Origin of the sequence: Nonomuraea wenchangensis, assembly GCF_900111685.1 — a bacterium.
GTDB lineage: Bacteria > Actinomycetota > Actinomycetes > Streptosporangiales > Streptosporangiaceae > Nonomuraea > Nonomuraea wenchangensis.
The window spans coordinates 92,220-112,790 of record NZ_FOHX01000020.1 but is presented as its reverse complement, the minus strand read 5'-3'; the positions used below and the strand labels follow the sequence as shown (position 1 = coordinate 112,790).

Below are 20,571 nucleotides of genomic sequence, written 5' to 3'. Positions count from 1 at the left end.
CCGACGGCCGGAACGAGGAGATCGACGATGACCCACCCAGCCCCACGCCGCACCCCGCTGACCCCGGACGAGCGCGTCCGCGCCGAGGCGGGCTTCGTCCCGCTGGTGACCGAGCACCTGCGGGCGAGCGGCCGGTTCAGGATCACCGCCGACAGCCCGGAGATGGTCGACCTGTGGCAGGCGGTCGCCCGCCAGGCGGGTGAGGCGCTGCGACGGCCGGTGGTGAGCTACGCCAACGGCCGCGACATCGTGATCATGTTCGGTGGCGAGCCGTCGAACATGCCGGTGAGCGTGACCGCTCAGAACGAGCCGTAACCCGGCTTGCCCGCCGGCCTGTAGACGTTGAGCACGCAACCGCTGCCGCCCGTCACCGACTCGACCAGCCGCAGCGCCGTCGGCACCCGGCCCGGCTCGAACAGCCGCTTCCCGGCGCCCAGCACGACCGGGAACGTGTAAAGCCGCAGCTCGTCGATCAGCCCTCGGTCCAGCAGCGCCTGGGCGAGCACGCCGCTGCCGTGGATCTGCAGCTCACGGCCAGGGCGGGCGCGCAGCGCGGCGATGTCGTCCAGCGAGCGCACGATCGTCGTGTTGTGCCAGGCCGCGCTCTCCATCGTGGTCGAGACGACGTACTTCGGCAGCGCGTTGAGCGGCCCGGCGATCGGGTCGTCAGGGTCGGTGACGTCCGGCCAGTAGCTCGCGAAGATGTCGTACGTCCGCCGGCCCAGCAGGAACGCGTCCGCCTCGCCGAACCAGCGGGTGATGTGTGCCCCGATCTCCTCGTCGGCGTACGGGAACTGCCAGCCGCCGTGCTCGAAGCCGCCGCTGGTGTCCTCCTCGGGGCCGCCCGGCCCCTGCATGACCCCGTCCATCGTCAGGAACGTCGCCAGAGTGATCTTCATGCCGTTCTCCCTTCCAGGTATTCAAGAGAGAAGACCGGCGCGGGCCCCGAAACTCATCGCCGGCGCGGCAGTTCAGGCCGCCGGCACCGGCTCCCGCAGCGGCAGGCGCACCTCGAACCACGTCTCGCCGGGCACCGAGCGCACCTTGATCTCGCCGCCGTGCCGGCCGGCCACGATGCGGTAGGAGATGTCCAGGCCGAGCCCCGTGCCCTCGCCCACGCTCTTGGTCGTGAAGAACGGCTCGAAGATGCGGTCCAGGATCGCCTCGGGCACCCCGTGGCCGGTGTCGCCGATCTCGACGATCGCCTCGTCCTCGTCGTACGCCGTGCGGACGGTCAGCGTGCCGACGTCCTCCATGGCGTCGAGTGCGTTGTGGATGAGGTTCGTCCACACCTGGTTGAGCTCGCCCGCGTAGCAGGGGATGGGCGGCAGCGTACGGTCGTAGTCGGTGACCACCGTGATGCCGGGCGGGATCTTGCCGCGGAAGATGGCGAGCGTGCTGTCCAGCAGCTCGTGCACGTCCACGTTCTGGAACGGCGCCCGGTCCATCTGGGAGTACTGCTTCGCCGAGCGGATCAGCGTGGTGATGCGCTCGGTCGCCTCGCCCACCTCGCTCAGCATCTGCGAGATCTCGACGGCCTCGGCCAGCCAGCGCACCGCCGCCGGGGCGTGCTCCTCGCCCACCTTGCCGCGGATCTTCTCCAGGTCCTCGGGCGAGAACTCGGCCTGGACCAGCGCGGGGGCGAGGTCCCAGGCGTCCTCCACGCCCAGCTCCTCCAGCGCCTCGCCGAGCTCGTCCTCGGCGTCGGAGATCTCCAGCGGCGAACGCTGCGGCTGCCTGCCCAGCTTGCTCGTGCACGCCTCCTGCGCCTCGATGAGCGTCCGCAGCTTCTCCGGCGGGATGCCGTCCTCGGCGAGCTGGGCGAGCTGCAGCCGGGAGTTCTTGATGAGCTGGCGCAGCTCGCCGACGGCGCGTACGGCCGCCGCGGCCGGATTGTTCAGCTCGTGGGTGAGGCCCGCGGTGATGGTGCCGAGTGCGGTCAGCCGCTGCCGCCGGTCGATGATCTCGCGCTGCATGCGCCCGCCCGACAGCATGCCGTCGAGCAGGTGCATCGCCATCGGGAACCATTCGGCCACGATGTAGGCGAACTTCCTGGCGGGCAGGATGAACATCCGCGACGGCGCGGTGGCGCGCAGCGTGTGCTGGTAGGTCTGGGGGGCGCGGTCGCCGAGGTAGGCGCTGGTGGCGCCGCCGTACACGCCGGGCTGGGAGACGCGCGGCATGGCGACGGTGCCGGCGCTGACCGTCTCGCTGATCATCTGGATCTCGCCCTCGATCAGCACGGCGAAACAGTCGGCCGGATCGCCCTGCCGGACGATGTCCTCGTCCGCCGCGAACGTCGCCATCCGGCCGCTGTCGGCGAGCTTGGCGAGCTGGGCGTCGTTCAGCCGCTCGAACAGGAAGAGTTTGCGCAGCTCGTCGATGTCGACGCGGGCGTCTGTCTCGGTCATTGCTTCTCCAGGTAGCGGTGCACGAGCGCGACGGCCATCGCGCCCTCCCCGACGGCGGAGGCCACTCTCTTGATCGACTCGGCCCGTACGTCGCCCGCGGCGAACACCCCGGGCACGTTGGTCTCCAGGTAGTAAGGCTCGCGCCGCAGCGGCCAGTTGCGCGGCCGCCGGCCGCCCTGGACCAGGTCGGGCCCGGTCAGTACGAACCCGCGCGGGTCGCGCTCGACAGTCTCGCCCAGCCACGAGGTGAACGGCTCCGCGCCGATGAAGACGAACAGCCACTGGGCGTCGACCGTGCGCTCCTCGCCCCTGGTGGACAGCGTCAGCCGCTCCAGGTGACCGGTGCCGCCGCCTCCGGCGACCTCCGTCTCCAGGTGCACCTCGATGTTGGGGATCGCGGCGATCTGCTCGATGAGGTAGTGGGACATGGACTTCTCCAAACCATCACCCCTCACCAACAAGTGAACCTTGCTCGCGAATCCCGCCAGGTAGACGGCGGCCTGCCCGGCCGAGTTGGCCGCGCCCACGATGTGGACCTCGGCGTCGGAGCAGGCGGGCGCCTCGGTGAGCGCGGCGCCGTAGAAGACGCCCCGGCCGACGAACTCGTCCAGGCCCGGCGCGTCCAGCCGCCGGTAGGTGACGCCGGTGGCCAGGATGACCGCGTGCGCGGCGATCTCGCCGCCGTCCTTGAAGCCGACCACCCGGGCCTGGCCGCGCGGCTCCAGCAGGGTCACCTTGCGCGCGGTCAGCAGCTCGGCCCCGAACTTCAGCGCCTGCCGCCGCGCCCGGTCGGCGAGCTGCTGGCCGGAGACGCCGTCGGGGAAGCCCAGGTAGTTCTCGATCCGGGAGCTCTGGCCCGCCTGGCCGCCCGAGGAGTGCGACTCGACGAGCACGGTGTTGAGCCCTTCCGAGGCGCCGTAGACGGCCGCGCCCAGCCCGGCCGGGCCGCCGCCGACCACGATCAGGTCGTAGAAGTCGGTGGCCGGGGTGGTGGACAGGCCGACGGCCGTGGCCAGCGTGGCCTGGTCGGGCGACTCCAGCGTGGTGCCGTCGGTGGTGACCACCAGCGGCAGGTGGCAGCCCTCGCCGGCCGCCTTCACGAGCTGCGCGCCCTCCGGGTCCTCGGAGAGCATCCACTGGTAGGGCACGTGGTTGCGGGCCAGGAAGTCGCGCACCTGGTAGGACTGCGCCGACCACCGGTCGCCCACGACCCGCAGCTCGGAGCGTTCGATCCGGTCGGTGCGCAGCCACGCGTCGAGCTGCCCGTCGATGACCGGGTAGAACTTCTCCTCCGGCGGGTCCCACGGCTTGAGCAGGTAGTGGTCGAGGTCCACGACGTTGATGGCCTGGATGGCCGCCTCGGTGTCGGCGTAGGCGGTCAGCAGCACGCGCCGCGCGTACGGGTACATGTCCATGGCGGCTTCGAGGAACTGCACCCCGTTCATCTGCGGCATGCGGTAGTCGGCCAGGATGGCCGCCACGTCGTCGCCGCGCAGCCGCATCTCCTTGACGGCCTCGATGCCGTCGAGGGCGGTCTCGGCACGGACGATGCGGTATTCCTGGCCGTAGCGGCGCCGCAGGTCGCGCGCCACTGCCCGCGAGACGCCCGGGTCGTCGTCCACCGTCACGATGACCGGCTTGTCCATGCGTTTTGCCTCTCCCCTTTGGTCCCTGAAACGGCCCCTATGGGAAGCATGTCATGCGCGGGCGACCAGGCGGGAACCCGCTCAGGTCAGCGCTCCTATGATGGGCGGATGGGCACCCGCGAGCGCATCGTCGACGCCGCCGAGCAGGTCGTCCGCGAGTTCGGCATCGTGGGCGCGACCACCAAGCGCATCGCGGCGGCGGCCGGCTGCTCCGAGGCGCTGCTCTACAAGCACTTCCCCGGAAAGGAGTCGCTGCTGCTCGCGGTGCTGCTGGAGCGGCTGCCCGCGCTCGGCCCCGCGCTCACCCGGCTGCGGCTCGCGGCCGGCACCGGCGACGTGGCCGACCATCTCACCGCGTTCACGCTGGCCGCGCTGGAGTTCTACACGCGGGCGGCGGGCATCGCCGCGGGCGTGCTGGCCGACCCCTCGCTCACGGAGGGGTTCCGTACCATGCTCGCCAGGAGCGGGTCGGGCCCGCACCTGCCGATCCTGGCGCTCGCCGACGTGATCGCCGGCGAGCAGGACCGCGACCGGATCGACCGGAAGATCGACGCGGGCGCGGCGGCGTCCATGCTCATGGGCGCCTGCTTCCACCGGGCCAACCTGTCCTACTACGTCGATCCGCCGGACGACGACGCCACCTGGGCCGCTTCGATCGTGCGCACGCTGCTCAGGCGCTGACCCGGGCTCGGGCGCTGATCCGGGCTCAGGCGATGACGCGGCTCTCGCCGCCGTCTACCAGCAGCGACACGCCGTTCACGAACGACGCCCGCTCGCTGGCCAGGAACGCCACGACGTCCCCCACCTCCTCGGGCCGCCCGATCCGGCCCACCGGCACCGACCTGCCGCGTTCGGCGAGGTTCTCCTCGCCGCCCGACGTCTCGCGCAGCCGGTCGGTGTCGATGGGGCCCGGAAGCACGTTGTTGACCAGCACGCCGTCGCCGGCGACCTCGCGGGCGAGCGTGCGCACCACCCCGGCCACGGCCGAGCGGGTGGCGTTGGACAGGGCGAGGCCGTCCAGCGCCTCGCGCACCGACCGGCTGGTGATCGTCACGATCCGGCCCCAGCCGCGCGAGCGCATCTCCGGCAGCACGGCGTGGATCAGGCGTACGGTGCCGAGCAGGTTGCGCTGGACGGCGACGTCCCAGTCGGCGAGGCTCGCGTCGGTGAAGCGGCCGGGCGGCGGGCCGCCCGCGTTGGCGACCAGGATGTCCACCGGGCCGAGCACGTCGCGGGTCTCCTCCACGACGCGCCGGGCGGCCGACGGGTCCTCCACGTCGGCCAGCACGGCGTGCACGACCTTGCCGAACTCCTGGAGTTCCACCACCGCGTCCGCGAGACGTTCGGGGGTGCGGCCGACGACGCAGACGTCGCAGCCCTCGCGCGCGAGGCTCTTGGCCGTGGCGAGTCCGATGCCCGCGCTGCCTCCGGTGACCAGGGCGACCTTGCCCGAGATGCCGAGATCCATGGGCTGACTATAGGGCGTTTTGATCGCCCGGGCGGACCCGGGCGAGTTTGTCCGGGTTGAGGACGCTGTAGATGCCGTGGATCCGGCCGTCCCTGATCTCGATCATGGTGAGCTGGTCGCTCTCGCCGAACCGCGTCCAGACAGCCGCCTGGCCGTTGACGTCCAGCATGCGGGCGCCGCTGTAGTCGTAGCGGCTGAGCAGGCCGCCCAGGAAGGCCACCACCTTGTGCCGGCCGAGGATCGGGCGCAGTGCGGCGCGCACCTTGCCGCCGCCGTCGTTCCAGGCCACGACGTCCTCGTGGAACAGGTCCTTCAGCGCGTCGAGGTCGCCGCCGGACGCCGCCGCCACGAACCTGCGCAGCAGCCGCGTGTGATCCTCCGCCGAGGGCGTGAACCGGTCGCGGCCGTCGGCCAGCCGCACCGAGGCCCGGCGGTGGAGCTGGCGGGCGTTGGCCACCGAGACGTCGACGATCTCGGAGATCTGGTCGTAGGGCAGCTCGAACGCCTCCCGCAGCACGAACACCGCCCGCTCCGGCGGCGACAGCCGCTCCATCAGGTGCAGGGTCGCGTAGGAGACGGTGTCGCGCAGCTCGGCGGTGTCCATGGGCCCGGCCTCGCCCGTCGCGACTGGCTCGGGCAGCCACGGCCCGGTGTACGCCTCCCGTTTCACCCGCGCCGAGCGGAGCTGGTCCAGCGCCAGCCGCGACACCACCGTCACCAGGAACGCCCGCGGCTCCCTGACCTGGTCCCGGTCGGTGCCCTGCCAGCGCAGCCAGGCCTCCTGCACCACGTCCTCGGCGTCCCACATGCTGCCGAGCAGGCGGTAGGCCAGCCCGAGCAGCATCGGCCGGTGCTGTTCGAAGTCCAACTCGGCGTCCGTTCGGGTCTCCACGCCAGGCATCATGCCGTCTCCTCCCGGCAGGTGGAACGCCGGGGCCGCCGGTTCGGCCGTCGCCGGCGGTGACGTCCCGGGATGGTAATGCCGCCACAACCGTGATGAGCTGGGCGAGTGGCAAGAAATCTGATTTTGTCGGGAGGCCTGTTCCACGACTTCGCCGCCACGTCGGCCGCCCTGGCGGAGCTGCTGACCGAGGTGGGGGTCGACTCCGAGATCACCGAGGACATCGCGGGCGCGCTCAGCGAGCCGCCGGAGGTCCAGCTCATCACCGTCAACGCGCTGCGCTGGGGGATGGGCCAGGACCGCTTCGCCGACCTACGCCCCCAGTGGCGCTTCGAGCTGCCGGGCGAGGCCCGCACCGCGATCCTCGACCATCTCGACCGGGGCGGCGGACTGCTGTGCATGCACGCGGCGTCCATCTGCTTCGACGACTGGCAGGGCTGGCCGCGCGTGCTCGGCGGACGCTGGGTCTGGCCCAAGTCGCACCATCCGGCGCTCGGCTGGACGAGCGTGCGCGTCCACGGCTCGCATCCGGTGGTGGCGGGCCTGCGCGACTTCGACGTGGTGGACGAGGTCTACAGCGACCTCGACCTCCTGCCCGACGTCGAGCCGCTGGCCTCGGCGAACGGCCAGCCGCTGGTGTGGGCGCGGCCGGTGCGGCGCGGCCGGGTCTTCTACGACGCACTCGGCCACGACACCCGCTCCTACGACAACGAGGTGCACAGGACGATGCTCAAGCGGGCCGCGCTCTGGCTGCTCAAACAGCCGGTCACGGTGGCGGAGTAGCCGCCCAGCCGCGCCAGCGGGTCACCTCCACCACGACGGCGGGTCCGGCGGGGCGGCGCTCGCGGTACTGCGGGTATTTCGCCGTCAGCGCGTCCAGCGCCTCCTCGCGCTCCGTGCCGGCCGCGGCGACTCTGGCCAGGCCGTCGGCGCGGACCCACCACAGCAGCGACCAGTCCTCGTCGTAGTGGTCGGCCAGCAGGGTGACGCGCGGATCGGCGCGGATGTCGGCCAGCCGGCGCAGGTCGGTGGTCGTCTTCGGCTTGTGGTCCACCGCGTTCACCACGCGCCCTCCGATCACGGCGAACACGACGGGCACCAGGCGCGGCGTGCCGTCGCCGCGCACCGTGGCCAGCCGCGCCACCCGCGCCGCGGCGAACCGGCGCCGCGCCTCCTCCTCGTTCATCCGCCCAGCCCCTCGTCCTGGTCCTTCGTCCTAGTCTCTCGTCAGGCTCTCGAAGCAGGGGCGCAGGAGGGCCAGGATGTCCTCCGCGGGCGCGTCGGCCACCGCGCCGAGCTTGAGCAGGTAGCGGTCCACGACCACGCCCGTCATGATCGCGCCGATCAGCCCGGCGCGCAGGTCGGCGTCGGCGGCGGGAACGGCCTCCTCGATGTCCTCCAGCCATCGGCGGGCCCCCGCCCGGCGTTGACCCCTGCGGCGGCGGCCACCGCGCGGATGGTGGTGCGCTCGTAGCCGCGCTCGACGAAGATCTCGCGGGCCGCGGCGAGGATGCGCTCCTCACTGTCGCGGCGCTGTTCGGCCCGGGTGCGGCGGAGGTGGTGATCGTCGAGTACACCGCGCGCGGCACGGTCACCGCCACCGGCGCGCCCTTCGAGCAGCGGCCCGTGGCGGTGATCCGCGTGCGCGACGGGCAGGTGGTCTCCTACCGCGACTACATCAACCCGCTGCCGCTCCTCAAGGCACTCGGCGGCTGAGCCGTGCCGGGCGGCTGGGCGGCCGGTGTCCGGAACCTACAAGACTGCACGTCGCGGCCCCGGGCACGATGGGCCCATGAACGTGAACCTCGACCTGATCCCCGGCTTCCTCGCGACCCACGCACGGCTGCTCGACCGCAGACGGTACGCGTCGCTCATGGGCGGTGGCGGCGGCGAGGCGGGCGTGCTGGCCGCTCTGGAGGGCTACCGCAACGCGGACGGCGGCTACGGGTGGGGACTGGAGCCCGACCTGCGCTCGCCGGAGAGTCAGCCGGGCGCCGCGCTGCACGCCTTCGAGGTGTTCGAGGAGGTCGCGCCGCGCACCTCCGCGGCGGCCGTGGCGCTCTGCGACTACCTGGAGTCGGTGACGCTGCCGGACGGCGGGCTGCCGTTCGCGCTGCCGCTGACCGTGGCCGACGGCACCGCGCCCTGGTGGGCGGGCGCCGATCCGGCCGTGTCGTCCCTGCAGACCACCGCCGTGTCGGCCGCGGCCGCGCACCGGGTGGCCGCCCACGACCCGGCCGTGGCCGCTCACCCGTGGCTGGCCCGGGCCACCCGCTACTGCCTGGACGCGATCCAGGCGCTGGAGGAGCGGCCGCACGCGTACGTGCTGTCGTTCGCCGTCGGCTTCCTCGACGCCGTGCACGACACCGAGCCCCGCGCCGCGGACCTGCTGAAGCGGCTGGCCGGGTACATCCCGGCGGACGGCCGGGTGCCCGTCGAGGGCGGCACGGCGGACGAGGCGCTGCGGCCGCTCGACTTCGCGCCGTTCCCCGGGCGGCCGGTCCGCGAGCTGTTCGCGCCGGAGGTGATCGCCGCCGACCTCGTACGCCTGGCGGAGGGCCAGCAGGACGACGGCGGCTGGACGGTGGACTTCGCGCGGATCTCGCCCGCCGGGTCCCTGGAGTGGCGCGGCGCGGTCACCGTGCGGGCGGTGCGGCTCCTGCGGGCCAACGGTCTGCTCTGAACAGCTACGTCAACCGGCGGGCCGACTCCGACTCCTGGGCCATGCGGCGCAGCGCGTCGAACGCCTTGCCGTACAGCACCGAGCCCAGCACCAGCGCCTCCACGGCGGCGTCGCGCGGCCCGTCGAAGGGGATGGTGTCCATCTCGACCTCGGCGACCAGCCGGCGCGCCGCCTCGACGTAGGGCCGCAGGTCGACGCGGAGGCCGAGCTGGCGCATCCGCACCAGCGTCTGGGCCAGCTCGTCGCGGGTCGGGGCCTGCGGGTGGATCCGCCAGCCGAGGTCGTCGATGAGGGCGTCCACGTCGGCGCGGGCGGTGCGCCACTCCTCGCCGGGCTCCGGCTCGACCGTGGGGCCGAGGGCGTAGTGGGCGGTGCCGAGCATCTCGTGGATGGGCAGCGCCTCGTCGTCCACGGCCTCGATGATCGTCTTGATCGAGGCCACCGGCAGCTTGCCCACCTCCAGCAGCGCCCTGACGAGGCGGAGCCTGCGCAGGTGCGAGTCGTCGTACTCGGCGCGGGTCGCCGCCGTCTGCGCGCCCTGGTGCAGCAGCCCCTCGCGCAGGTAGTACTTGATCGTGGGGATGGCGACGCCGGAGCGGGAGCTGAGTTCGGAGATGCGCATCCCTGGATGATAGCGCCATTGGATAATACAGCTATCCAGTACGGGCGACGTGGCGGGCCGCGCTGACCAGCTCAGGAACGTCCGCCTGCCGGTTCCAGAGGAAGACCACCTCCAGCGGCGGCACGTCCTCCTTCACCGGCAGGAAGGTCAGGGCGTCCGGCACCGGCGTCCCCTCGTGCACGCAGAGCGTGTAGCCGGCGCCGCGCTTGATCATCGTGATCGCCAGGTCGTGGGTCGCGGCGGACGGGCCGAGCCGGGGATGCAGGCGATGGCGGACGAAGCCCTCCAGGAACCGCCGCGCGCCCGCCACCGCGTCCGACTCCGGCATCACCAGCGGCTCGGCGGCGAGGTCCGCCAGCGACACCGCGTCCGCCCCGGCGAGCGGGTGGTCGCGGTGCATCAGCGCGCGCACGGGGAAGCGGTGGACCAGCATCCGGGCCACGCCGCGCGGCAGCGAGCCGGGGGCGTACCCGAGGCCCGCCTGCAGGGTGCCGTCCACGATGGAGACGATCTGCTCGGCGGTGCTCATGGGGGCCACGCGTAGCCGCAGGCCGTGGAGCTGCGACAGCACGCGGGCGACCACGTCGGCCAGGCCGTCGGCGACGCCGAGGCGGGCGTCCCTGCCGCCGCTCCTGGCCGCCGCCACGGCCCGCTCGAAGGCGTCCACCGCGACCGTGGCCTGGGCGAGGAACGCCTCGCCGGCCTCGGTGAGCTGCACGCCGCTGGAGGAGCGGCTGAACAGCTCGACGCCGACCTCCTTCTCCAGCGCCCGGAGCTGCTCCGACAGCGTGGGCTGGGCGATGTGCAGCGCGGCGGCGGCGCGGCGCAGGCTGCCCGCCCGTGCGATCGCCATGGCGTACCGGACGTAGCGTAGATCCATCGCTCACCTCGGGGTGATGGTGATGGGCTGTCGGAAGATCGCACCTCCGTATTACAAGACGCGACAGCTCCCGTGAAGACGCTCAGTCACCAGGGGAGCGTGACCTCGCCGGGGACAGGGCCGTACGGGCTGGTGGCGGGCGCCGCCGATGGTGCCGGGCCGTCACGGAGGGCGGGCTCCGGGCGGGCCGGGGGCGGGATTGCGGCCGGCCGATACGCGCTTGCCTAGCAAGCGCTTGGCCGGATAGCGTGGGCGGGTGGGAACCCAGGCGTTCGCCGGGCGGGCCGCCGTGGCCGGGATCGGGATGACGGCGCTGACCCGTCGCTCCGGGCGCGCCGAGCTGGAGCTCGCCGTCGAGGCGTGCCGCGCCGCCTGCGCCGACGCCGGCCTGCGGCCCGGCGACGTGGACGCGATGCTCAGCTACCACCTCGGCGACTCCGCGCCCGTCGTCCAGGTCGCCCGCGCCCTCGGCGTCGAACGGCTCGGCTGGCACAACGACATCGCCGGCGGCGGCACGCAGGCGGCCTCGATCCTCGGCGACGCGGCCATGCTGATCCACGCCGGGCTGGCCAGGCACGTCCTGATCTACCGCGCGCTCAACGGCCGGTCCGGCCGGCGCATGAACACCGTCTCCACCGGCCCCCAGGAACGGCTCACGTACGGGCTCGCCGGGCCGATCCCGCTGTTCGCCCTGGCCGCCACCCGCTACCTGCACGAGACCGGCCTGACCGAGGAGCACCTGCACGCCGTCGTCGCCCAGTCCAGGGAGAACGCCAGGGACAACCCCCGGGCGCCGCGGCGGGAGCCGCTGGACCTCGCCGGCTACCTCGCCCGCCCGTACGTCGCCACGCCGCTGCGCACCGTGGACTGCTGCCAGGAGACCGACGGGGCCTGCGCGCTGCTGGTGAGCGGCGAGCTGGACGGGCCACGGGTGCGGGCGGTCGTGCGCGGGGGCGGGCCGGGCTGCTCGTCGATGGACCGGGCGGCCGACGTGAGCGCGATCTTCTCGGCGTACGTGGCCCCCATGCTCTGGGACGCCTCCGGCCTGCGGCCCGCGGACGTGGACGTGATGCTGCCCTACGACGCGTACTCGTGGCTGGTGCCCAGGCAGCTGGAGGACTTCGGGCTGGTCGTCCGCGAGGAGCTGGGGGACTACCTGCTGGAGCGCCACCACGCCTGGGTCAACCCGCACGGCGGCCTGCTGTCGGAGGGCTACGTGCACGGGCTCAACAACGTGGCCCAGGCAGTGAGGGAGCTGCGGGCGGGCCGCCACGAGGTGGCCCTGGTGACCGGCTTCGGCGGCAGCTACGGCAGCGCGGCCCTCCTCACCGCTTGAGAGCGCCGCCCGGAATGACATGTCAAAAATTATCGCCCGAACACCTTGACGGCACCAGATGCTGTGCATAATTTTCACGGCGTGGAACTTCTCACCCGCATCCAGGCCGAACGTCCCGATCTGCCCGACGCTCTCCGCAAGGTGGCCGAGACCATCCTCGCCGCCCCCGCCGAGGCTGCCCGGCTGACGATCGTGGACCTCGCCGAGCGGAGCGGGACCTCCACGGCGACCATCACCCGCTTCTGCCGCGCGCTCGGCTTCGCCGGGTACGCCGAACTGCGCGTCGCCGTCGCCACCGAGACCGGCCGGCAGGCGCGGCAGACCTGGCAGACCGACATCGGCCAGGAGATCCTCCCCGACGACAGCCTCGACAAGGTGCTCGGCGTGGTGTCCGGCAACGACATCCGCCTGATCCAGGAGACCGCCGACCAGCTCGACCTCGCCGTGGTGGAGAAGGTCGCGCAGGCGGTGGCGCGGGCGGGGCGGGTGCTGCTGTTCGGGGTGTCGAGCAGCGCGGCCGTGGCCAGCGAGATGGAGTACCGCCTGCAGCGCATGCGGGTGCCGACCTGGAGCAGGTCCGACGCCCACAGCGCGCTGACCGACGCCGCGCTGCTCGGTCAGGGCGATGTGGCGATCGGCATCTCGCACAGCGGGCGCACCCGCGAGGTCATCGAGGTGCTGGCGGAGGCGGGCAGCCACGGCGCGATCACCGTGGCGGTCACCTCGCAGCCGCGCTCGCCGCTCGCGGAGGTGGCAGAGCTGGTGCTGACCACGGCCAGCCGGGCGACGAGCTTCCGATCGGAGGGGTTCGCCGCGATCCACTCGCAGCTCCTGGTGCTCGACGTCGTGTACGTGTCGGTCGCGCAGCGCACGTACGAGCGCACCAAGCAGGCGTTCGACGTCACCGTCCGCGCCGTCGCCGGACACCGCCTACCGGAAGGGGATTCATGACAATAGATCCGGAACAATACGCCGCGCAGGTCGCCGCCCTCGTCCACGAGCTGCCCGCCGACCCCGAGCTCGACCGCGCCGCCGACCTCTTCACCAAGGCGCTGACCGCGGGCGGCGTCATCCAGGCGTTCGGCTCGGGACACTCCGAGGCCGTCGCCATGGAAATCGCCGGCCGGGCCGGCGGCCTCGTCCCCACCAACCGGCTCGCGCTCAGGGACATCGTCCTGTACGGCGACGCGCCCCGCGCCGAGCTGGACCGCTACGACCTCGAACGCGACCCCGCCGTTGCCCGCACGATCCTCGACCTGGCCCCCGTGCAGCCGCACGACCTGTTCGTCCTCATCTCCAACTCGGGCGTCAATGGCGTGGTCGTCGAGCTCGCCACGCTGGTCAAGGAGCGCGGTCACGACCTGGTCGCGATCACCTCGCGCGCCCACACCGAAGCCGTCCCCTCCCGTCACCCGTCGGGCCGGCGGCTCGCCGACCTCGCCGACGTCGTCCTCGACAACCGCGCGCCCTACGGCGACGCCGTGCTCCCTCTGCCCGGCGGCGGCGCCGTCGGGGCCGTCTCCACCATCACCTCGGCGCTGCTGGCCCAGCTCGTCGTGACCCGCACCGTGCGCAACCTGCTCGACGCGGGCGAGATCCCGCCGGTGTACCTCTCCGCGAACGTCCCGGAGGGCGACGCCCACAACCTCACGCTCGAAGCCCGCTACGCCGGCCGCATCCGGCGCGGCGCCTGATCACCCAGCCTGATCACCCTGCTCCTCCGGGCCTCGCCATGAGGCCAGTCCGGCATGCAAGGAGACACCCCCCATGTCCAGAAAAATCGCCAAAATCGTCCTCTCCTTAGCCCTCCCGCTCGTCCTCCTCGTCGGCGCCCTCGTCACCCCGGCCGGCGCCGCCCAGTCCGTACGCCTCCAGTACCGCACCAGCGCCCCCGGCGCGACCACCGCCCAGTCCGAGCCCTGGTTCAAGCTCTTCAACGACGGCACCACCACCATCCAGCTCAACCAGGTCGTCATCCGCTACTACCTCACGGGCACCGAGACCTACCGCTTCGCCTGCTCCTGGGCCGTGGTGAGCTGTTCGACGGTGACCGGCCGGTTCGTCCGCCAGTCGGGCGCCGACCAGTATCTGGAGGTCGGCTTCACCTCGGGCTCCCTCGCCCCCGGCGCCGACACCGGCGACCTGCAACTGCGTTTCTACCGCGCCGACTGGCAGACGTTCACGCAGAGCGACGACTACTCCTACGGCCCCGGCACCGCCTACGCGAACTGGGACAAGGCGACCGTGCACGTCAACGGCGCGCTCGCCTGGGGCAAGCCCCACGGCACCGAGCCGACGCCGACGCCCACCATCACACCGACCGGCCCCGGCTCGACGGGCGTGCTGTTCGACGACTTCACCTACTCGGGCCCCTCCGACCCGCTGCTCGCCCAGCGCGGCTGGAACGTACGCTCCAGCTCCGGCGGTCCCGGCGTGCCCGGCGCGACCTGGTCGCCGTCGGCCGTCTCGTTCCCCGGCGGCCTGCTGACGCTCGACTCCACCACGAACGGCACCGCCGCCGGCACCGTACAGGCCGAGCTGTCCACCGCGAACCGCAAGTTCTTCGAGGGCACCTACGGCGCCCGTGTGCGCTTCACCGACGCGCCCACCAGCGGCCCCGACGGCGAGCACGTCGTGCAGACGTTCTTCACCATCACCCCGCTCCGCTTCAACCTGGACCCCGACTACGGCGAGCTGGACTTCGAGTACCTCCCGAACGGCGGCTGGGGCGAGCCGTCGAACATCCTCTACACCACGAGCTGGGAGACCTACCAGGGCGACCCCTGGCAGGCCGTGAACACCCACACCGAGGAGCGGGCGAGCTTCGCGGGCTGGCACGACCTGGTCATCCAGGTCTCCGGCGGCCGGATCCGCTACTACGTGGACGGCCGGCTCTTCGCCGACCACGGGGACATCTACTACCCCGAGACCCCGATGTGGATCATGTTCAACCAGTGGTTCATCGACCTCCAGGCGGCCACCGGCACGCGTACCTACCGCCAGCAGGTCGACTGGCTCTACTACAGCAAGAACGAGGTCGTCCCGCCCGCCGACGTGGTGAGCCGGGTCGGCGCCCTGCGCGCCGCCGGCACCGCCTTCCGCGACACCGTCCCCAACTCCTAAGAGGAAGCGCCATGAACAACCGCATCCTGGCGCTGGCGGCCGTGTTCGCGCTGGCCGCCTGCGGCGCCACGGAGCAGCCCCAGAACGCCGCGGGCCCGGTCAAGCTGACCGTCTGGATCATGGACGGCAGCGTCACGAAGGACCTGCTGAAGTCGTTCGAGACCGAGTACGAGGCCGCACACCAGGGCATCGACCTCGACCTGCAGATCCAGGCATGGGACGGCATCGGCGAACGCGTCACCGCGGCCCTGGCCAGCACCGACGCCCCCGACGTGATCGAGGTCGGCAACACCCAGGTCGCCCAGTACTCCGCGAGCGGCGGCGTCACCGACCTGACCGCGAAGATCGCCGAGCTGAAGGGCGAGGACTGGCTGCCCGGCCTGGCCCAGCCGGGCAACGTCGACGGCCACCAGTACGGCATCCCGTGGTACGCCGCCAACCGCGTCGTCGTCTACAACAAGGACCTCTGGGCCAAGGCCGGCGTCAAGGAGCCGCCGAAGACCCGCGACGAGTGGCTGGAGATCACCGCCAAGCTCGACCGGGGCGGCGACCAGGGCATCTACCTGACCGGCCAGACCTGGTACGCCCTGGCCGGCTTCATCTGGGACGAGGGCGGCGACCTGGCCGTCCAGGAGGGCGGCAGGTGGAAGGGCGCCCTCGACACCCCGCAGGCCCTCGCCGGCATGGACTTCTACCGGCGGCTCCAGGCGCTCGGCAAGGGCCCGAAGGACGCCGACGAGGCCAACCCGCCGCAGCACGAGGTGTTCGCGCAGGGCAAGGTCGCCCAGATCATCGCCGTGCCCGGCGTCGCCGCCCGCGTGCTGGAGGTGGAGCCGAAGCTGGCCGGCAAGATGGGCTTCTTCCCCATCCCCGGCAAGACGGCGGACAAGCCGGGCACGGTCTTCACCGGCGGCTCCGACCTCATCGTCCCGGCCGCGTCCCAACGGCAGGAGGAGGCGTACGAGCTGGTCAAGGCCCTGGCCGGGGAGAAGTTCCAGACCGAGCTGGCCAAGGCGATGAGCTTCGTGCCGAACCGCACCTCGCTGGCCGGCGTCCTGGCCGGTGACGAGGGCACCGCCGCCATGGCGGCCGGGGCGGCCAACGGCCGCGCCACCCCCAACACCCCCAACTGGGCCGCCGTCGAGGCCACCTCGGTGATCAAGCAGTACATGACCGCCGTGCTCACCGGCGCCGACCCGGCGACGGAGGCGAAGAAGGTCTCGGACACCATCACCACGACCCTGAACAGCGGATCCTGATGCGGGAGCGCACAACCTCGCTCTGGCCCTACCTGCTCATCGCGCCCGCGGTGGCAGGCGGGGCCTTCCTGCTGCTGTATCCGCTGCTCAAGGCGACGGTGATCTCGTTCCAGCACTTCCGGATGGGCGAGCTGATCCGGGGCGGGGCGACCCTCGCCGGCCTGGACAACTACGCCGAGCTGCTGGCCGGCGAGGAGTTCTGGCGGGTGCTGGGGCGCACCGCCGTCTGGACGGCGATCAACGTCGTGCTCATCGTGACGCTGTCCACGGGCGTCGCCCTCATGCTGGTGAGGCTGCGCCGCGGCCTGCGCCTGGCCCTGATGAGCGCGCTCGCCCTCGCCTGGGCCACGCCGATCATCGCGGCCACGACCGTGTTCCAGTGGCTGTTCCAGTCGGAGCTGGGCGTGGTCAACTGGCTGCTGGTCACGCTCGGGTTCGACTCCTTCCGCGGCTACACCTGGTTCGCCGACGGCACGGCCACGTTCGCGGTGCTGGTGATCCTCGTGGTGTGGCAGTCGGTGCCGTTCGCCGCGCTCACCCTCTACGCCGGGCTCACCACGATCCCGTCCGAGCTGTACGAGTCGGCCAGGATCGACGGCGGCAGCGGCCCGCAGATCTTCATGAAGGTCACCCTGCCCATGCTCAGGCAGCTCTTCGCGCTGGTCGCCTCGCTGGAGGTGATCTGGGTGGCCAAGTGCTTCCCGCAGATCTGGGTGCTCAGCCAGGGCGGCCCGGACGGCGCCACGACGACCCTGCCGGTGTACGCGTTCAAGGTCGCCCGCGTGCTGCACCGCTACGACCTCGGCTCGGCGGTCGCCATGCTCACGGTCGTGCTGCTCGCCGTGGCCCTGGTCAGCAATCTGCGAAGGATGGTGCGCCAGTGAGGCGGCTCCTGCTCAATATGGCGGCGCTGGCGGTGCTCGCCACGACGGTCTTCCCGGTCTACTGGATGTTTCTGACCGCGTTCAAGCCGACCAGGGACATCCAGTCGGCCACCCCCACGTTCTGGCCGGAGCATCCGACCCTGGAGCACTTCGTCACCGCGGTCGAGGCGCCGGGCTTCTGGGTCTACTGGCGCAACAGCCTCGTGGTGACGGCGGCGGCGGTGGTGATCGCGCTGGTGGTGGCGTTGCTGGCGGCGTTCGCGGTGGCGCGGATGCGGTGGCGGGGGCGCTCGGCGTTCGTGGTCGCGGTGTTCGCCGCGCAGATGGCGCCGTGGGAGGCGCTGCTGGTGCCGGTGTTCATCATCGCCCGCGACAGCGAGCTGCTGGACTCGCTGGCCATGCTGAGCGGCGTCTACTTCATGATCACGTTGCCGTTCACGATCGTGACGCTGCGCGGGTTCCTCGCCGCGATCCCGGCGGAGCTGGAGGAGGCGGCGCAGGTGGACGGCTGCTCGCGGCTGGTGGCCTTCCGCCGGGTGATCTTCCCGCTGCTCGCGCCGGGGCTGATGGCGACCTCCCTGTTCGGCTTCATCACGGCGTGGAACGAGTTCGCCTTCGTCAACGTGCTCATCATCAAGGACCAGGACAAGCGGACGCTGCCGGTGTGGTTGTCGTCCTTCCGCGACGTCTTCGGCACCGACTGGGGCGCCACGATGGCGGCGGCGAGCCTGTTCGCGCTGCCCGCGCTGCTGCTCTTCCTGTTCCTGCAGCGGCGGGTGGGCACCGGGATGACGGCGGGGGCGGTCAAGGGCTGAAACAGGGCGAAATGCCGACGCGGCCGGCGACATGTAGAGGGTGTCCCGACACCGACCCCGAGGAGGCCGACCATGGGGACTGCCCGTGGACGATGACCGGAAGATCCGGTTCGAGGCCGTCTACAGACAGACGTACGACCGCATCCTGGGCTACGCCGTCCGCCGCTGCGACTCTCCCGAGGACGCCGCGGACGTGGTGGCCGAGACCTTCGCCATCGCCTGGCGGCGCGTGGACGCGCTGCCGCCCGGCGACGAGGCCCGGCTGTGGCTCTACGGCGTCGCCAGGAACGTGCTGGCCAACCACCGCCGCGGCGAGCACCGCCGCCACGCCCGTCTGGTGGCGTTCGACGCCGGCCTCGCCGATCTGTACGCCCGCGCCCACTCGCCCGCCCACGACCCGCCCGCCGACCTGGAGGCGGTCGTTCAGGCGCTCGCCGTGCTGTCGGACGACGACCGCGAGCTGATCTCGCTGGTCGCCTGGGAGGGGCTGGACCACGGCGAGATCGCCGCCGTCCTGGGCTGCTCGCGCAACGCCGTGCGCATCCGGCTGCACCGGGCGCGCCGGCGGCTGACCAAGGCGCTGGCCGCGGCCGGCGTTCCCGCAGGCCGCATCGTGATGGAGACCGCATGAACGAGTTGACGCGCCTCGCGCGGGTGCGCGACGAGGAACTGACCGGGCAGTCGTCCACGGAGGGGGCGCGGGCCCTGCTCGCCGCGATCACCGCCGGTCACGTGGAGCCCGCTCCGGCCCCCCGTGCCCGCCGGCTCGGTACACCCGCCAGGCGGCTCCTGGCGGGGGCCGCCGCCACGGCGGTGCTCGCCGCCGGGGCGGTGCTCGGCCCGGGCCTGTTGTCCGGTCCGGGCGGCACCGCCGTCTACGCCAGCACCGAGCTGGACATCACCAGGGAGGGCGGCGAGTGGGTGGCCCGCGTCAAGGACGCCTACGCCCAGTACGACGCTTACACCCGGGGGTTCGCCGCTGTGGGCCTCGACGTGCACCTGCAGATCGTGCCGGCCGGGCCGAGCCGGGCCGGTGGCGTGGTGCAGAGCGGGGTGGAGAGCGCGGGCGGCGCCACGGGAGAGAGCACGGCGATGAGGACCGGCAGCGAGCCGTCGGGATGTGTCGTAGGGCGGCCCGGCTGCGTGCTGGTGATCAGGCTGCCGGTCACGTTCGAGGGGCGGGCCTGGGTCAAGCTCGGCCGCGCCGCGCGGCCGGGGGAGGCGTACGAGGCTCCGGGACGCGCGGACGCCGAGGGCGAGCCCCTGGAGGGCGTCGAGATCGGCGGGCGGACCGTGGGCGAGGTGAGCGCGGCGGCGCGGGCTCGCGGCCTGGAGGTCGTCTACCAGCTCATCACGCCGTCCCCGAACGGCGGCTTCTCGGCGCGGCCGGGACAGGAGGCGTCCGGGGTGGGACCAGGCTGGTACGTCTGGGACGCCGAGTCCATCCGCGACGGCGCGGTCCGCCTCCTGGTGACGAAGGAGCACCTGGCGAGGAACCCGGTCCGCGGCGAGGCGTTCCCTACGGACTGAGCCCCGTGAAGGCGCCGTGCCGCGCCTTCGCCTCGCCCTCCTCCAGCAGCGGGCGGGCCGCCAGCCAGGCGGCCGCCCCGGCCGCGTCGCGGGCGGTGCCGATCGGCACGTCGGGCAGCCGCGCGGTCACGGCCGCGCGCACCGGCCCTTCGCTGGTCAGCACGCTGCCGGCGAGCACCACCGGGCCGGAGACGTGCACCCGGCGCAGCGTGGCGGCCAGCCGGTCGGCGGCGTCCTCGACGATCGTGACGGCCATCGGGTCGCCCGCCGCGGCGGCCCTGCTGACCAGCGCGGCGAGGGTCGCCAGCCGCATGTGGTCGGCCTGCGCCAGCCGGACGATCCGCGAGGCGACCGCGCGCGGCGTGTCCGGCCGTTCGGCGCCGAGGAAGTCGCGCGCGACCAGGGGCACCAGCCGCTCCGCCGGGTCGTCGATCGCCGTGACCGGCAGGCCGCGGTCGAAGGCGTCCACCACGGCCATCGCCGCCGCGCGCCCGATCCAGAACCCGGAGCCGGCGTCGGCCAGCAGCCAGCCGAGCGCGTCGGCGACGGCGTCGAGCCGGAAATCGGCGATCCTGGCCGCCGCCGCGCCGGTGCCGGACAGCAGCAGCGCGCCGTCGGGCTCGGCGGAGCCGGCGACGTACCCGATGAGCAGGTCGCCCTCGCACCGCGGCCCCTCGGCGACGCCGTGGTCCGCCCAGACCTTCGCCAGCTCCGGCGTCAGCTCGGGCACGTGCCCGGCGACCCCGGCCAGCGAGGCCACGACCCGCCCGCTGTCGAGCCCGGCGAGCGCGGCCGACAGCGCCTCCTCGACGGCGGCCACCGCCTTGACCATCCCGTGGGCGGTGGGGTTGCCCGCGCCGGCCCGCGCGTAGCCCACCCGCGTGCCGTCGAGCGTGTGCACGGCGACCCGGGTGGAGGTGGCTCCGGCGTCCACGCCGATCACCAGCGCTCCGCCCACTCCCGATTTCGTCACGGTCCGAGTCTGGGGGTTGACTACGCCGGTTAGCAAGAAT

At 72.6% G+C, this 20,571-nt stretch carries 25 protein-coding genes; 14 read left to right on the top strand and 11 right to left on the bottom strand.

Translation table 11 applies throughout. The annotated features are described in order from the left end of the window. Positions 1-27: 27 nt before the first annotated feature. Entirely contained in the window at positions 28-315 is a 288-nt protein-coding gene (locus BMW85_RS40605; RefSeq protein ID WP_091092456.1) for a hypothetical protein, read from the top strand. Here the strand turns inward: BMW85_RS40605 and BMW85_RS40600 are convergent. From BMW85_RS40600 to BMW85_RS40590, 3 genes are all read right to left on the bottom strand, one after another. Continuing rightward, on the bottom strand, positions 300-899 hold the full coding sequence (locus BMW85_RS40600; protein WP_091092454.1) for a dihydrofolate reductase family protein: 600 nt from the start codon (positions 897-899) through the stop codon (positions 300-302). The two genes, BMW85_RS40605 and BMW85_RS40600, sit on opposite strands and share 16 nt — an antisense overlap. A 72-nt stretch (positions 900-971) precedes the next feature. Continuing rightward, complete coding sequence (locus BMW85_RS40595; RefSeq protein ID WP_091092452.1) at positions 972-2,411, bottom strand: ATP-binding protein; 1,440 nt, start codon at positions 2,409-2,411, stop codon at positions 972-974. Then, positions 2,408-4,057, bottom strand: coding sequence for an NAD(P)/FAD-dependent oxidoreductase (locus BMW85_RS40590; RefSeq protein WP_091092451.1), 1,650 nt, complete (start codon positions 4,055-4,057; stop codon positions 2,408-2,410). The genes BMW85_RS40595 and BMW85_RS40590 overlap by 4 nt, the downstream gene beginning before the upstream one ends. Before the next feature lie 108 nt (positions 4,058-4,165). On the opposite strand from BMW85_RS40590, the gene BMW85_RS40585 reads away from it, so the two are divergent. After that, positions 4,166-4,738, top strand: a complete 573-nt coding sequence (locus BMW85_RS40585) for a TetR/AcrR family transcriptional regulator (RefSeq protein ID WP_177241133.1) — start codon at positions 4,166-4,168, stop codon at positions 4,736-4,738. 25 nt (positions 4,739-4,763) lie between these two features. Here the strand turns inward: BMW85_RS40585 and BMW85_RS40580 are convergent, their stop codons facing one another. Together BMW85_RS40580 and BMW85_RS40575 are read right to left on the bottom strand one after the other, a co-directional pair. Then, a complete protein-coding gene (locus BMW85_RS40580; RefSeq protein WP_091092448.1) occupies positions 4,764-5,525 on the bottom strand; it encodes an SDR family NAD(P)-dependent oxidoreductase in 762 nt (253 codons plus the stop codon). A 7-nt stretch (positions 5,526-5,532) separates the two neighbouring features. After that, complete coding sequence (locus BMW85_RS40575; protein WP_245775358.1) at positions 5,533-6,426, bottom strand: RNA polymerase sigma-70 factor; 894 nt, start codon at positions 6,424-6,426, stop codon at positions 5,533-5,535. Between the two features lie 126 nt (positions 6,427-6,552). On the opposite strand from BMW85_RS40575, the gene BMW85_RS40570 reads away from it, so the two are divergent. Then, complete coding sequence (locus BMW85_RS40570) at positions 6,553-7,209, top strand: ThuA domain-containing protein (RefSeq protein ID WP_218156152.1); 657 nt, start codon at positions 6,553-6,555, stop codon at positions 7,207-7,209. On the opposite strand, the gene BMW85_RS40565 is transcribed toward BMW85_RS40570, so the two are convergent. Genes BMW85_RS40565 through BMW85_RS51615 form a run of 3 tightly spaced genes read right to left on the bottom strand, consistent with a single transcriptional unit; the run spans position 7,193 to position 7,938 of the window. Beyond that, complete coding sequence (locus BMW85_RS40565) at positions 7,193-7,612, bottom strand: TIGR03668 family PPOX class F420-dependent oxidoreductase (RefSeq protein ID WP_091092442.1); 420 nt, start codon at positions 7,610-7,612, stop codon at positions 7,193-7,195. The two genes, BMW85_RS40570 and BMW85_RS40565, sit on opposite strands and share 17 nt — an antisense overlap. 30 nt (positions 7,613-7,642) lie before the next feature. Then, positions 7,643-7,819: a TetR/AcrR family transcriptional regulator gene (locus tag BMW85_RS50620; RefSeq protein ID WP_245775357.1), complete on the bottom strand. Its 177-nt coding sequence runs from the start codon at positions 7,817-7,819 to the stop codon at positions 7,643-7,645. Further along, entirely contained in the window at positions 7,771-7,938 is a 168-nt protein-coding gene (locus tag BMW85_RS51615; RefSeq protein WP_281249677.1) for a TetR family transcriptional regulator, read from the bottom strand. Before BMW85_RS51615 ends, BMW85_RS50620 begins: the two co-directional genes overlap by 49 nt. Before the next feature lie 45 nt (positions 7,939-7,983). Between BMW85_RS51615 and BMW85_RS48905 the strand changes: the two genes are divergently transcribed. Both BMW85_RS48905 and BMW85_RS40555 read left to right on the top strand, forming a co-directional pair. Continuing rightward, complete coding sequence (locus BMW85_RS48905; protein WP_177241132.1) at positions 7,984-8,142, top strand: nuclear transport factor 2 family protein; 159 nt, start codon at positions 7,984-7,986, stop codon at positions 8,140-8,142. 76 nt (positions 8,143-8,218) lie between these two features. After that, positions 8,219-9,109, top strand: coding sequence for a hypothetical protein (locus tag BMW85_RS40555; RefSeq protein ID WP_091092439.1), 891 nt, complete (start codon positions 8,219-8,221; stop codon positions 9,107-9,109). A 4-nt stretch (positions 9,110-9,113) separates the two neighbouring features. Here the strand turns inward: BMW85_RS40555 and BMW85_RS40550 are convergent, their stop codons facing one another. Together BMW85_RS40550 and BMW85_RS40545 are read right to left on the bottom strand one after the other, a co-directional pair. Continuing rightward, positions 9,114-9,731 (bottom strand): MerR family transcriptional regulator, encoded by a 618-nt coding sequence (locus tag BMW85_RS40550; RefSeq protein WP_091092437.1) that lies wholly within the window; start codon positions 9,729-9,731, stop codon positions 9,114-9,116. 31 nt (positions 9,732-9,762) lie between these two features. Beyond that, complete coding sequence (locus BMW85_RS40545) at positions 9,763-10,611, bottom strand: LysR family transcriptional regulator (RefSeq protein ID WP_091092435.1); 849 nt, start codon at positions 10,609-10,611, stop codon at positions 9,763-9,765. Between the two features lie 256 nt (positions 10,612-10,867). Between BMW85_RS40545 and BMW85_RS40540 the strand changes: the two genes are divergently transcribed. The 9 genes from BMW85_RS40540 (at position 10,868) to BMW85_RS40500 (ending at position 19,558) form a co-directional block, all read left to right on the top strand. Continuing rightward, positions 10,868-11,947 (top strand): thiolase C-terminal domain-containing protein, encoded by a 1,080-nt coding sequence (locus tag BMW85_RS40540; RefSeq protein WP_425434411.1) that lies wholly within the window; start codon positions 10,868-10,870, stop codon positions 11,945-11,947. A gap of 81 nt (positions 11,948-12,028) precedes the next feature. After that, the gene (locus BMW85_RS40535; RefSeq protein ID WP_091092434.1) at positions 12,029-12,898 is read left to right on the top strand and encodes a MurR/RpiR family transcriptional regulator; all 870 of its coding nucleotides are present in this window, start codon (positions 12,029-12,031) and stop codon (positions 12,896-12,898) included. Next, positions 12,895-13,641 (top strand): sugar isomerase domain-containing protein, encoded by a 747-nt coding sequence (locus tag BMW85_RS40530; protein ID WP_091092433.1) that lies wholly within the window; start codon positions 12,895-12,897, stop codon positions 13,639-13,641. The genes BMW85_RS40535 and BMW85_RS40530 overlap by 4 nt, the downstream gene beginning before the upstream one ends. A gap of 73 nt (positions 13,642-13,714) precedes the next feature. Then, a complete protein-coding gene (locus BMW85_RS40525) occupies positions 13,715-15,070 on the top strand; it encodes a cellulose binding domain-containing protein (protein ID WP_091092431.1) in 1,356 nt (451 codons plus the stop codon). 11 nt (positions 15,071-15,081) lie between these two features. Next, a complete protein-coding gene (locus BMW85_RS40520; RefSeq protein ID WP_091092430.1) occupies positions 15,082-16,329 on the top strand; it encodes an extracellular solute-binding protein in 1,248 nt (415 codons plus the stop codon). Further along, complete coding sequence (locus BMW85_RS40515) at positions 16,329-17,213, top strand: carbohydrate ABC transporter permease (RefSeq protein ID WP_091092428.1); 885 nt, start codon at positions 16,329-16,331, stop codon at positions 17,211-17,213. Before BMW85_RS40520 ends, BMW85_RS40515 begins: the two co-directional genes overlap by 1 nt. Beyond that, positions 17,210-18,028 (top strand): carbohydrate ABC transporter permease, encoded by an 819-nt coding sequence (locus BMW85_RS40510; protein ID WP_245775349.1) that lies wholly within the window; start codon positions 17,210-17,212, stop codon positions 18,026-18,028. Before BMW85_RS40515 ends, BMW85_RS40510 begins: the two co-directional genes overlap by 4 nt. Before the next feature lie 85 nt (positions 18,029-18,113). Beyond that, the gene (locus BMW85_RS40505) at positions 18,114-18,659 is read left to right on the top strand and encodes an RNA polymerase sigma factor (RefSeq protein ID WP_091092425.1); all 546 of its coding nucleotides are present in this window, start codon (positions 18,114-18,116) and stop codon (positions 18,657-18,659) included. Then, complete coding sequence (locus tag BMW85_RS40500) at positions 18,656-19,558, top strand: hypothetical protein (protein WP_091092423.1); 903 nt, start codon at positions 18,656-18,658, stop codon at positions 19,556-19,558. The genes BMW85_RS40505 and BMW85_RS40500 overlap by 4 nt, the downstream gene beginning before the upstream one ends. Here BMW85_RS40500 and BMW85_RS40495 read toward each other — a convergent pair. Beyond that, a complete protein-coding gene (locus BMW85_RS40495; RefSeq protein ID WP_177241131.1) occupies positions 19,548-20,531 on the bottom strand; it encodes an N-acetylglucosamine kinase in 984 nt (327 codons plus the stop codon). The genes BMW85_RS40500 and BMW85_RS40495 overlap by 11 nt on opposite strands. Positions 20,532-20,571: the final 40 nt, after the last annotated feature.